At 59.1% G+C, this 12,873-nt stretch carries 10 protein-coding genes; 5 read left to right on the forward strand and 5 right to left on the reverse strand.

Annotation, left to right across the window (positions count from 1 at the left end):
- Positions 1-142: 142 nt before the first annotated feature.
- Positions 143-949 carry an ATP-grasp domain-containing protein gene (locus Pan189_RS03140; protein ID WP_145362508.1) on the forward strand — a complete coding sequence of 269 codons (807 nt, stop codon included), beginning with the start codon at positions 143-145 and terminating at the stop codon, positions 947-949.
- 68 nt (positions 950-1,017) lie between these two features.
- Here the strand turns inward: Pan189_RS03140 and Pan189_RS03145 are convergent, their stop codons facing one another.
- Entirely contained in the window at positions 1,018-2,001 is a 984-nt protein-coding gene (locus Pan189_RS03145) for an NAD(P)/FAD-dependent oxidoreductase (protein WP_145362509.1), read from the reverse strand.
- Positions 2,002-2,242: 241 nt separating this feature from the next.
- Here Pan189_RS03145 and Pan189_RS03150 point away from each other — a divergent pair, with 241 nt between their 5' ends.
- The 3 genes from Pan189_RS03150 to Pan189_RS03160 all read left to right on the forward strand — a co-directional run bounded on the left by Pan189_RS03150 (position 2,243) and on the right by Pan189_RS03160 (position 5,779).
- Positions 2,243-2,560 (forward strand): hypothetical protein, encoded by a 318-nt coding sequence (locus Pan189_RS03150; RefSeq protein WP_145362510.1) that lies wholly within the window; start codon positions 2,243-2,245, stop codon positions 2,558-2,560.
- A gap of 42 nt (positions 2,561-2,602) precedes the next feature.
- Positions 2,603-3,589 (forward strand): DUF1570 domain-containing protein, encoded by a 987-nt coding sequence (locus Pan189_RS03155; protein ID WP_310821019.1) that lies wholly within the window; start codon positions 2,603-2,605, stop codon positions 3,587-3,589.
- A gap of 348 nt (positions 3,590-3,937) precedes the next feature.
- Positions 3,938-5,779, forward strand: a complete 1,842-nt coding sequence (locus tag Pan189_RS03160; protein ID WP_145362512.1) for a COG1361 family protein — start codon at positions 3,938-3,940, stop codon at positions 5,777-5,779.
- Positions 5,780-5,937: 158 nt separating this feature from the next.
- On the opposite strand, the gene Pan189_RS03165 is transcribed toward Pan189_RS03160, so the two are convergent.
- The 4 genes from Pan189_RS03165 to Pan189_RS03180 all read right to left on the reverse strand — a co-directional run bounded on the left by Pan189_RS03165 (position 5,938) and on the right by Pan189_RS03180 (position 10,928).
- Positions 5,938-7,809 (reverse strand): chloride channel protein, encoded by a 1,872-nt coding sequence (locus Pan189_RS03165; RefSeq protein WP_145366083.1) that lies wholly within the window; start codon positions 7,807-7,809, stop codon positions 5,938-5,940.
- A gap of 70 nt (positions 7,810-7,879) precedes the next feature.
- Entirely contained in the window at positions 7,880-8,839 is a 960-nt protein-coding gene (locus Pan189_RS03170) for a Brp/Blh family beta-carotene 15,15'-dioxygenase (protein WP_310821021.1), read from the reverse strand.
- Between the two features lie 81 nt (positions 8,840-8,920).
- Positions 8,921-9,700, reverse strand: coding sequence for a bacteriorhodopsin (locus Pan189_RS03175; RefSeq protein ID WP_145362514.1), 780 nt, complete (start codon positions 9,698-9,700; stop codon positions 8,921-8,923).
- Positions 9,701-10,190: 490 nt separating this feature from the next.
- Positions 10,191-10,928, reverse strand: a complete 738-nt coding sequence (locus tag Pan189_RS03180) for a Uma2 family endonuclease (RefSeq protein WP_145362515.1) — start codon at positions 10,926-10,928, stop codon at positions 10,191-10,193.
- Between the two features lie 41 nt (positions 10,929-10,969).
- Between Pan189_RS03180 and Pan189_RS03185 the strand changes: the two genes are divergently transcribed.
- Positions 10,970-12,799: a M3 family oligoendopeptidase gene (locus Pan189_RS03185; protein ID WP_145362516.1), complete on the forward strand. Its 1,830-nt coding sequence runs from the start codon at positions 10,970-10,972 to the stop codon at positions 12,797-12,799.
- Positions 12,800-12,873 lie beyond the last annotated feature (74 nt).

The raw sequence follows: 12,873 nt of genomic DNA on the forward strand, positions 1-12,873 counted from the left end.
TCGAGGTTCTTTGAAGTGAACATCTGCAATTGATTCGATGGAACCATCTGAGCAAAATAGATCGATTCCTGAGGCGCGACGAACTGCGCGACGATAGCCGTGCCCCTTTCAGAAAACTGCTCTTAGAACGCCACTGAGCATTATGTCTCAACAGGATTCACCAATGCGCGCATATATTCAGGAGGGGCACGAGGGGGACCCGAATTACATGAGTCTTAATCGAACAGCTCACGCGTTCTGGGAGCGCGGATACGAAGTAGTCCGGTTTAATTATCCGCAACTCGATGAGGGCTTCCTGGATCGCGGGTTGTTAAAATTCCCCGATGAAACAATTGTTGCCGGGGGCGTTTCAACCGTTCGTGAGGCTCTTGTTCGCGCGGGTCGACCTCTTCCGCCAATGTTAGATTTGCCCGACGAACTTGCTCCTTGGATCGGGAGGCGATGGTGGGAGAGCACACTCGGTGAGGTTCGGGCGCTGGTCAACAATAGATCGGATCAACTGCCCCTCCACATAAAACCTTTCAACCGTCATAAGCTTTTCAAAGGCGGCGTGATTCGAGAGTTCCGCGACCTGATCGCGTCGAACGCCATTGAGAGTGATGTACCGATACTCGTGCAAGAGTATGTCGATTTCGTATCCGAATGGCGTGCTTCGGTCTTTCGCGGACGTATTGTCAATGTCGCGCATTATCTTGGTGATCCGCTTCGATTTCCTGACGTTGAAGTAATGCAAGCGGCGCAAGATGCATTTGATAATCAGCCAATTGCCTGTGGTATTGACTGGGGCATCACATCCACCGGTCAGACGTTAATTGTCGAGGTCAACGACTCGTTCGCTCTCGGCAACTACGGCGTGCGTGATCAACTCCACTCGGTTATGATCGAAACCAGGTGGCGAGAGATGATGGGGCTGCCGGACAATGGAATCGGAGAACGATATTTCTGGTAAACGGCCACTTCTTATTCGATAGCTCAGAATCAGAGTATCGAATGTTCGGCGAGGCTTCGAAAAGTCTTTTAGCGCGACTCCAAGACCCGCCCGGCCAGTTCCATTCCACTTAAGAAGGCACCTTCAACGCGGGCGCCGTTGCACCAGTCGCCGCCGGCGCCGAGGCCCGTGTCGGGGTCATAGAAGCAGCCGGCGTCGAGCGGGTCGGGGCAGAAGGCGTAGCGCCAGCGATGGGCCTCGGCCGACTTGACCGGCGGGAGGGTCCTTTCGGTCACGATCGAAAAGTCTTCCAGTAGTGCGGCCCTGACGCCGAACGGCGGGTCTTCGATTGATCGGTTCGACCACGCGGGCGAACCGTGCAGGACCCACGCATCGGGCTCGGTCGGCCGATCGGGACGCGACGACATTCGAGCGACCCATGAAAGTTTGGCGTCCTCCCGGTTAACGAACGCTCCATCGAACGGAACTTCGAAACGCTCCGCGAACGTCACCATCACCGCCCAGCAGGGGTCGAGATTCACGTCAGCGATTTGGGAGGCGAACGGTGCGATCCCATCGAGAAGGGCTGCCGTCTGGATCGGCGGCGCGGTTACGAGGACCCGATCAAATTCGCCGAGTGAAGCATCATTTTCGTCCGTAAGCGCCCAACCGCCATTTTGCTGCTGAATCGACGCGACCCGCGTGGCTTTGCGCACGTCTATCCCTTCGGCGAGTCGCCGGCAGACATTGCTCATTCCCGGGACGCCCACGAAGCGGATGGCCTCGTCTTTGGGCTGCTGATCGTCCTCGCCGATGGCGACGATCCGACCGGTCCATTCGGCGGCGACCTCGGAATCAACCCACTGATCGACCGCCTCCTGAAATCGGGGGTCGCGGGCGGTGAAGTACTGGGCGCCGTGATCGAACAGGACGCCATCGTCGGCGCGGCGGGTCGACATGCGACCTCCGACGCCGCGGCCTTTATCGAACACGGTGACCGCCAGGCCGGCCGAGTCGAGTTCTCTGCCCGCGGTCAGTCCGCACAGTCCTCCGCCCACAATGGCAATTTTCATGCGGCCTCTGACATTTAATTCTCTGATCTTCGTCGCGAGTCCATTGTAGCGGAAATGGGTCGTGTGTCCGGCCAACCTGCTGTCAATGGGTGGTCATCGCGGGGCGATCGATACAAGTCTCAACCCCCGAAGCCGTCTTGTCCCGTTCGCGTGATTGTGCCACAACTCGCGTCGGGTTGCGCCCTCGGCGAACGCTTGCGCCGCTGTTCTCGTCCCTGCTCCGCGTGCGATTTTTAGTCCAATGAAATACCTGTTTCTCCTGTTCTTCGGCATTGCGCTCGGAGCCGGCGGGATGTGGGCCGGTTACAACTACCACGTCGTCCGGACCGGCGAAGAATTCCTGTTCGTCGGGAAAGCCTCGCCGACACTCCGAGATTTGTACGCCGATGTACGGGACTGGAATGCCCGTGATTGGTCGGACCACGCCGTGCTGACGAAATCAATGGTCGATTCTGGCCACGGCGAACTCGTGGTCAAAGAAGCCGCGACCGGCGTTCTGGGCGACTTGTTTCGCCTGGGCGGAGCCGCGCTCGGTGCCGAGGGCACCAGCACTCGCTGAGGTGGCGGATGTTCGGTGACGAGAGGTAACACGGGAGATTTGTTGATCCGCTTACTTCGTGCGCTGCTTGTTGTCGAATCCGCTTACTACGTGCGCGGCTTGTTTGAGTCATTATATTTCAACGAGAGTACTGTTCCTCTGTTCGACTCCGTCGTGACAACTCGACCCGTCATGTCTGTCGCGGGACTCATATGTGCCGCAGTCCTGCTCGCGGCGGCGGGATGTCGCGCGCCGCAGAAGCAGCCGCTCGTCCGACTGCCCGAGCAGCACACGACTCGCAACGGGCACATGGTGATCGTGAGCGACTTCAAGCTCTCCGACCGTCATCCGGTCGTGACCGACTTGGTCGGGCTGAAAGAGCGGATCGTCGCAGAGTTGGCACTGCCCGAGCCTGAGCGGGATGTGGTCGTTTATCTATTCCCGAACGAGCAGCGATACCGCAACTATCTCAACTCGATGCACCCCGGCCTACCGCCGCGGCGGGCCTACTTCGTCGGTACTAAAAGTGAACTCGCCGTCTACACCTTCTGGGGCGAGAAGATTCAAGAGGATCTCCGGCACGAATACACCCACGGCGTGCTTCACGCCTGTCTGGGGAACGTCCCGCTGTGGATCGACGAAGGCTTGGCCGAGTACTACGAAGTCCCCGAGTCGCAACGAGGGGGGATCAATTCCGATTACCCTCAACTGCTCGCATCATCCATTGTCGACGGTTGGCGGCCTGACTTGGAACGGCTGGAGTCGCTCAACGACTTCGCCGCGATGCAGCGGCTCGACTACGGGGAATCCTGGGCGTGGGTGCATTACCTGCTCCACTCGTCCCCTTCGGGCCGGGACACGCTGATTGACTACCTGAATGATCTCAAGGATTCCAAAGCGCCGGCCCCTCTGAGCGACCGATTGGCCACGACCGAGCCGATTTTCGGGGCCAGAATGCTCTCGCACGTCGCCGACTTGAACACGCCTGGGCTCATCATTCGGGCGAATGACACGCGCGCCGGCTACCGCGCCACTCCGATACGCAATTGATCCGGGCAATTGAATCGACCGAACCGGTCTTCGCAACGGGATGCGTCGGCAGATTCGCTACTGTGTCTCAGCCTTACCCGGCGAGATCGCCCGACGCCTGAATCCCAAGCGAAACGGATCACGCCCGAAATTCGTCTTTGTGACGCGACGGTGATGTGCTATCGACCGGTATAAGAAGAGCGTCAGTCCCGAAATTCAGAAGTATGGCGTCAACGCGAAAGGCCGCCGCGGCCTCTTGGTGACGCAGATTTCTGAGACAAAGCCCAGACCGAGCGTCCGGCAGGTGCGACGACCCGCAAAGTCGTGCCTGTTTGATCGCGTTCGACCCTCGCTCTCCGGAAACCCGCCGTGAGAAATAATCTGCACCGTTATTACGGTCCGTACCGCCGCGCGCGTCGACCCGCCATCGTGGCGGACGATCCGTTGCTGACGAGCCTCTACGACCAGTGCCGCGCCGCATGGCTGCAGTGCCGCCGCGCCTGGGTGGCTGAGGCTCGCAGAATCGACGGCACCGTTCCGCGAGTCGTGCAAGACCCGAACGGGACGAACTCGCGTCTCGTGTGGTCCTATCGGCCCGAATACACCGACATTCGGCTTGATCGCTTCGCCGGGACCGCAACGGCGGTCCGCGATGAGATTCGGCATGTTCGCCGTCGATTAGACGAAACGATGGTCGGCACGGTGGCCGCCATCTTCTGGGCATGGACGCTGCTCCACGACCGGCTGACCGGTCAATCATCGCACAATCCGCCGCCGTGGCGGATGGCGCCGAAGACCCCGTCGGCCGCACCATTGCGGTCGCACAATCGGTTGTCCGCGAGCACGTTCTCAACCCCATCAGACTCACCCGAATCCATGTTCCATTCCAACCACCTATTCCGGTCGCAGCGGCCGAACGACGACGGTACTTTCAACTGGCGCGGCTTTCTGTGGACCGCAGCCACCGTCACCGGCACCGTCGGGCTGATGCTGTTGATCCTGTTGTTCCAATTTCTTCCGACGACGCAAAGCAATGTGATCGCCGCGGAAGAACTGCCGCCGATCGAAAAAGTCGACGACCCGTTCGGCGGTTTCCCCGACCCGTTCGCGCCTGTCGCCGTTCCCGAAGAGGATCCTGAGCCGCTGCCGACCCCGGAGCCCCATCTGACAGCAGACAGCTATCGGGCGGAGCTGCCGTATGATGTCGCCCGGTTCGATCTCGAAGAGCAGGGTCGGGAATTCTTTGTCCGCGGCGAAACCAAAATTCAGACCTCGGAGCCGACCGGATTCGACGACTGGAGCCTCGCCTCCCGTCGACGTGATAGCGAACCGCTGATGCGTGCCGGCTACGAGTCATCTCAACGCTCCATTGAATTGGGGCGAATCCCCGGACCGTCGGATGCCGTCTACAACGAGGATACGTCTCCGAAGACCGTCGCGATCATCGTCGAGAAGTCGCAACCGCAGACGGCGTCGAGCGGAACGATCACGTACTCCCTGACGGTCACCAACACCGGCGAAGCGACCTCCGATGCGCTCGTTGTCGAAGAGTTAATCGCCGACCCCTTCCGCGTGGCGGACGCCGAACCCGCGGCGGCTTACGAAGACGGAACTCTCCGCTGGCACCTCGCGGGTTTGCGAGCCGGCGAATCGCATCAACTGACCGTCACCGTGTTCGCTGAAGACAAAGGTGAAGGCGAGTTTCACAGCCGCGCGACCGTTCGCTCCGTCCAGTCATTAGCCGCCACGACCGAGGTTCTCGGCGGGAAAATTCGAATCCGAATGACGCTTCCCGAGTACTTCAGCGCCGGCGGCGATTGCCCGATTCGTTTCGAAATCGAGAACACCGGAGAGTCCCCCCTGACGGGCGTCAAACTCGTAGGTCGAGAAGACACGCCGCTGCGGTTCGGTAATGATCGCGACCTGTGGCAGAACCTTGGCAACCTCTCACCCGGCGAAACGGTGTCTCGCGAGTTGGTTGCGACGGCGAAGCAAGCCGGTCGGATCGACATTCCGGTCGAAGTTATTTCGACCGAAGGGATTCGCCAGGAACTCGACGGCTATGTCGACGTGGAAGAACCGCAACCCGCGACGACAACCACCGCAGCCAAGCCGAATTCAAAGTCTGAACCAGAGCCGAAGCGAGAGAAAACCGAGTGCGCCGCCGCGTGCCGGATGATTTACTACGTCCCCGTTTACGGGCTGTATTGAGTGTCACGGACACCGTCCGTGCGGCGCAGCCGCCAGAGCATCAAGAAAACGATCACATCAAATATTCGATGCCGATTCAGCAAGGAAATGTTTGACTGACGGCACTTCTCGCTGCGCAACCCGGACGTCTTCCGCGGCACGCTCTTCACCGCGTCACCTCAACCCTCTTCGACACGTTTTTTGTGCTCGGCAAGTCGGCGGTTGTAAGCGGCGATCGCTTCTTTGCGACGGACGAACCCGAGGATTTTCGTCGACTCGATCGGGTCCATCACCGGTAGCTCATCGAGATTGAGCGCGGTGAATCGCCGCATCGCGTGGTTGAGGTCATCGTCCGGAAGCACCGAAACGAATTCGGTGGTCATGACGTCGCGGGCATTGGCGAGTTTCCACAATGTCGAATCGAAGATATACGCACGCACGTCGTCGGCACTGAAAATGCCGATCATCTCGTCGTTCTTGTCGACGACCGGGAAGTAATGCTGGTGAGACTCGGCCAGGCGATGCACGATATCGTCGAGCGAGGCCGATTCTGGAATGGTCATAAAGGGGCGGTCCCTGCGGAAGATGCCGTCCACTTTCAAACCCGCGAGAATATCGACGAGAAAGTCGCCGCGGTGCGCGGGCGAATCGAGCCGCGTCGGCACCTGCTTGACGTAGATCGTCTGGCCGTGAAGCAGCAGAAAACAGAGCGTCGACACGAGCATCGTCGGTGGCAGCAGCCCGTAATCGCCGGTGAGTTCGTGGACCATTACGATCGTCGAGATCGGGGCTCGGGCCACGCCGGAGAAGAACCCCGCCATACCGACAATCGCGAAGGCTTCCGGCTCGGTCACGAGTGACGGCCAGACCGATTGAAACGCCAGTCCGATCGCGCCGCCAAGGCACCCTCCGATCACCATACTCGGGCCGAAAACGCCCCCCGATCCGCCGGAGCCGATCGTCAGAGAGGTCGTCAAAATCTTGACGAGCGCGACCGTCAAAAGGATCGGGATGCCGACGTCACCGGCGCTGCTGACCGCCATCTGAAGCGTGCCGTAACCGGTTGCCAGAACCGCCAGCACTTCACTCCGACCGTCAAACGCGTAATACAGACCGATTCCAACGACCCCGGTGAGGAATGCACCGATCGCCGGACGCACATGCCGCGGCAACGGCAGGCGATGAAACAGGGCTGTCGTTCCGTAAAACGATTTGATGTAGAGAAAGCCGGTGATCGCGAGGGCGATCGACAACACCGCGTACGGAATCATCAGCAACACCGACCCGCTGGTGTGCTGCAGGTCCGGCCCGAACAGCGGCATGAAGCGAATGTCTTCCGGCAGAGTTTGCGTGAAGACCGTGTATCCGACGATCGAGGCGATCGCTGCCGGAACAAGGACGTCGGTCTCGACGTCGGAGTCTTTGTAAAGAATTTCTGCCGCAAACAATGCCCCGGCCAATGGGGCACGGAACACCGCACCAACGCCGGCCCCAATGCCCGCGGCCAACAGGACCCGCCGGTCACGTGATGAAAGATTTAACTGAGTGCCGAGGAGCGAACCGAACCCGGCGCCGATCTGCGCGATCGGTCCCTCACGCCCGCCACTGCCTCCCGTGCCGAGTGTGACGGCCGAGGCCAGCAGTTTGATGATCGGGATCCGCGGGGAGATGTAGCCCCGTTTCTGGTGAAATCCTTCGATCGCCGCATCGGTCCCATGCCCTTCGGCCTCCGGCGCGAATGTGAAGACGAGAAATCCGGAGACAAGGCCGCCGATCGTCATGATTGCCAGCAGCCACAGCGGCGAGAATTCCGCGTGCGCGGAGCCGATCCAGATCTCCAGCAACGGGCTGATGAACTCCGGCTCACCGATCGGCTCGGGCGGATGGTATCCGGCAATTCGCCCGAGGCCGAACCAACTGACGATCTGGCTCAGAATTTGGAAGACAATTCCCGCCAACCCCGCGACGATGCCCACCAATGTCGCCAGCAGCACCCACTTTCCGCTGGTAAGCAGATCGAAAGTGTGAACGAGTTTCCTTAGGAAGAACACGGCGGTGGGGGATGAAAGGAAGAGCAAGTATCAAAGTCTCACCCTACCGTGCGGCCCCTGCGGCTGAAAGCTACGTCAACGCATGCGAGGAGGCAACGCGATCATCTCGCTCATCAATTCTCGCAACCCGTTGAGTTTTTCTGGCACGAATGAGATTGCGAGCGACAAGCACGTGATGGCTCGGACTGACAATCCCGTAAAACGCAACGATGAGATAGCAATATCCAACCGATCCGAACGGGTAACCCGCGATTCCCGCGACCAAACAGACGGCGATCCACGACGGCACCGCAAGGACTAAGGCATCAGCGTGCAACCGCATCATGGCGGAAGAATTGAGTGGCCCAGAGCAAAAGTGGCTCAAATGCCGGACACTGTGCCACGACAGAAAAAATAATCCGATAAAGAACAACGGATGCAGCACAGCCGCAGCCGTAAGGACGACCCCGACCTCAATAATGTCGAAAATGCGCAAATCTCGCCGCAACATCGCCCGAAATAGAACGATTGCCGCAGCGGCCAAGCCGATCGTTCCAACGCCGAGCCATGTACCGTCCGGAATCGGACCGAGTAATCCGTCGCTGCCGGTGGTGAATGACAAGCCGCGAACGGCTTCGCCATATTCCGCAGCATGAAAAAAGGCAGGTAGCGACAAAACGAGCAGGCCGATCGCCGAATCGTCGAACAGCGAATGCGAAGATTTAACTCGCTCTCGATCGCGTTCTCCGAAGTGGATCGCCGTAACGGCGAAGAAGACGCTCACAAATAAAATTGGCACAACGAGAAGCAGTATCAGACTGAGCAGCATTCCCGCCACATAAATTATGGCGATTATCTTCCGATCCGGGCCGGTCGCCGGTTGCGAGTTGAGGAAGGTGAGGCGAAAGTCCAACGCCCCGTGCGGCAGGCCAATTACGAACCACGATATAAGAAAAGGCAGACCTGCCCAATTCCATGAATAGTCGGGATCAGCAAATGAGCCGAGTGTCGCCGCGATCAGAACTGCCGGCCCAATAATTCGGACACACATGACTGCACCTCGACAGGGCGTCATAATGAATTCCGGGCGAAAAAGCCCGCCCGGAATTCAAACGATTTAGAATCGCAACTCTTAGGCCGCCGCGGGATAGTCTTCGACGTCCGTCTTGACACCACCGCCCGGACCTTCTTTTGTCAAAGCCTGGATTCCGGCCAGTGCGACGAGCCCGAAACCGACTTTGTTGATCACATCGGCGACATTATAGAAAATTTCCCGGTACTCACCCGCGCCTCCGAGCGCCATGAGAAACCCGACCGGGTAGATCGCCCAGCCGATCAAGATAAAGTATCGCATTACGCGAGTAGCGTCAGCGATGGGCGGCGGCGATTTGGCAATCGCTTTGCCGATTTGCGTGTAAAGTACCGCCACAATCGCAAGTTCAAAGACGCAGGCAACGATGAAGAAGCCCCACCACGCGCCGCTGCCGATCGCAGACGTCTCGGCGATAAATGCCGTGACGATCATCAGCACATCGAGCACAATGAGCTGGGCCATCAACTTTCCGGCGCCCTTCTTAATTTGTAAGAGCAGCGGGAATTTAACGAGCAGCAGAGGCGTAGTGAACAGCCAGTCGACGTAACGCAGTGCTGTCGGGAACGCCTCGCCCGACATGTATTGCGAAGTCATTTTTGAATAGTGAAAGCAGGCAATTCCGCAAATCAAGGTCGATACCGCCATCGCAGAACGATACTGCGGCGCGACATTAAAGAACTGCATAAAGAAGTAGATCGCTCCCGCGCCCATGCCGACGGTACCGGCAAAGAACAGGTACAGCGTTAACGACTCCAGCGGTGTATTCTGCGCGAAATCCATCGACAGGCCGCCTTCGACGGCTGCCAGCAAGAATGTCATCGGTCTCTCCCGACGTGGTTGACTGTTTGACTGGGTTAATTCGGATGAGATGTCGCAGGCCTGGCGTCGACATATTTTTATAGGTTCGCGATGACGATCGGCGAGGGCATATCAAGCCCGAACCGACTTGCGTCAGAAGGTCGCACCCAGTAGGTCGCCCGTCCGGTCCTCCAATTGCTTAATGCGAACGTCACGGAGTTGCGGGTTTTCCTGGCACTTCCACTCGGCTTGCTCGGGAGGTGGCGACCGCGCAGTGCTGTGACGCTGCTCAACGTGGAGGAACCTCAAACTGCGACTTCGGAGTCGGCCTGAGGGAATTGGCGAAGAGGTCCGCATCACTCTCCGCGGGCGCACCCGTTGCGCCTTCGACCTCGGTATGGGTGCATGTCCTGCGGGATCACGGCGGGGTCCCCGTACGCGCCGGTGAACTCAGTTCGGACTTCGAGTGTCGGACCGTTGCCGTTGCCGTTGCCGTTGCCGAACCTGACACTCAAACCGTAAATCGCTGCCCGTCGGCAATCACGGACAGTTCAAGAGTGGGGCGACCGGTCCCGCTCGCGAGCCCCCACTCGATGCCGAGCGTTTCGGTCATGAGGGAAATCGGCTGGTCCGCCTGCACGAGGCCCTCGAACTTCATCGCACCGTCGGTGTTGCGAAACAGACTCAACTGCCACGGATCACGATCGAGCAGCAGCAACTCACGCGTGCCGACCGAGGCGTAGAATTCGCCTTTCTCATGGGCCCGGTCGCCTTCGCTGACGACTTCGATGGCGAGGTCCGGTCCGCCGACCCAGTGCGTCCCGCAATCTTCGGCCGGGTTGCTGGCGAGATAAACCGCGACGTCCGGGCAACGAAAGTTCTGCGCCCAGTCCTGCTTTCGGTCACTGACGTTGCAGCCGGCAAAGACCCGCCCCCGCCCCGGTCGCTCGATCACGCCGAGCAGAACCCCGGCGAGATTCGTTACCAGTGATTGATGTTCGTTATTCGCTAGGGGCATGAGGATGTACACACCTTCCCACACCTCGTCCCAACGGTCGAGACCTTCCTCCCGCCGTTTTCGGATCAAGTCCTGTGCTTCCCGAGGGTCGGCGACGTAGGCGACCATGACGCTTTTCTCGTAGAGCAATCGAAACATCAACGTACTTTTGAGCAGACCGTCGTTTCGCTTGATCCCCTTCCGCTTGATCAATGGCGGTCCGGAAATCATCGTAACAGGCGGACGACCCATTGGCAGAGGTCGGACGACAAACTTTATTGACGGAACCGTGCATGTCCGCCGCGACTTACCCGCTGACCTGGGACCTCGACTCGATCTTTCCGAATCCGGAAACGCCCGCGTTCGAAGGCATCATCGATACCTATGAGGGCGATCTGAAAAAACTGGCGACAAGGTCCGAGGCACTCTCCGCGGTCGAGCCGGATGCCCATTCGACCTCGGAATGGGTGCATTTCCTGCGAGATTACGGTGGAGTCGCCGAACGCGCCGGTGATTTGAGATCGTTCATCGGATGTCATGCCGCCGCCGATGCGGGGAACGCCACCTATCGGAAGTACGAGGCCCACCTGGCTTCGCTGTCGCCCTTTCTGGAAGCCATTGCCACGAACGTGGAACTCCGACTCAAGGACTTGGACGGTTCAGAGTTGGAGTCGTTCCTCTCGACCGATCCGGAGTTGCGTCGCAACGCGTTCTTTCTTCAAAACTCGAAATCGGTCGCGGCCCTGCGCTACCCGCGCGAGCAGGAGTTGCTCGCCGCCGAACTTGGTGTCGACGGCATTCACGCTTGGGGCCGGCTGTATGACCGGATCAGTGGCGACCTCCGCATTACGGTAATGGAGCGCGGCGAACTGGTGGAGAAGTCGGTCGGGCAGGTCACGTTCGACTCGCGTGAGCGGAACGTGCGGCAGAACAATTTTTTCGCCGCTGATAAAGCTTGGGAAACGGTCGCGGACGACTGCGCCGATGCGCTCAATCACATCGCCGGAACCCGCCTGACGCGGTATCGTCGGCTGGGTCTGGAAGACCACCTGACGGCTCCGCTGCTCTATAATCGAATGAAGCGGGAAACGCTCGACGCGATGTGGTCGGCCGTCGCCAACCGCAAGTCGCGAATCGTCGATTACGTTGATCGCAAAGCGAAGGTGCTCGGCCTCGAAAAACTTGCTTGGTACGACCAGGCGACGCCCTTTCCGGTCGTAAGGGGGTCTGATGCCCGGCTGAGCTATGACGACGCCTGCGCGATGATCTTCGATACCTTCGACGGATTCAGCCCCGACTTCGGAGAGTTCGCCCGCATGGCGATCCGGGATCGATGGGTCGAAGCCGAGAACCGTGGGGGCAAGCGACAGGGCGGGTTCTGCACCGACTTTCCCGGGCAGAAGCAAACGCGAATCTTTATGACCTTCACGGAGTCAGCCGACAGCATGTCGACGCTCGCGCACGAGCTGGGCCATGCCTATCACGCCTGGGTGTTAAAGGACCAGCCGGTCTTTTCTCAGGATTACCCGATGAATCTGGCGGAGACCGCCTCCACCTTTGCTGAACAGGTGCTGGGCCAACGCCGACTCGATCAGGCGGAGTCCGCCGACGACCGGCTCGTCACGCTCGACCACATGTTGTTCGACGCGGTTTCGTACCTGATGAATATCCACTCGCGGTTTATTTTCGAAAGTGCCTTTTATCAAGAGCGGGCTCAAGGCGAGTTAACCGCCGATCGTTTGTGCGAATTAATGCTTGCCGCGCAGAAAGAGGGATATCAAAACTCACTCGCCGCGGACGGCTGGCACGAGCGGTTCTGGGCCGGAAAACTTCACTTTTATATCAGTGAGCTGCCCTTTTATAACTTCCCCTACACCTTCGGTTACCTGCTCTCGCTCGGGCTGTATGCCGCGGCTGATGAAATCGATGACTTTCCCTCGGCCTACCGCGAATTCTTAATTGCTACGGGATGCATGACGGCGGAGGAAGCGGTCCAAAGCACGCTCGGCTACGATCTGACCGAACCTGAATTCTGGAATCGATCAATCGACGTTATTGATAAGCGAATTACGGAATACCTCTCGCTGACAGAACTGCTTTTCGGCGACTCAAATGGGTCGTGAGACGGGTTCGTCAACAGGCTACGGAGCAGGCAAAGGCCAACCTTGATGTGCTTCGCAGCCTCGCAGGTTAATTG

It is taken from the genome of Stratiformator vulcanicus (assembly GCF_007744515.1).
Lineage (GTDB): Bacteria > Planctomycetota > Planctomycetia > Planctomycetales > Planctomycetaceae > Stratiformator > Stratiformator vulcanicus.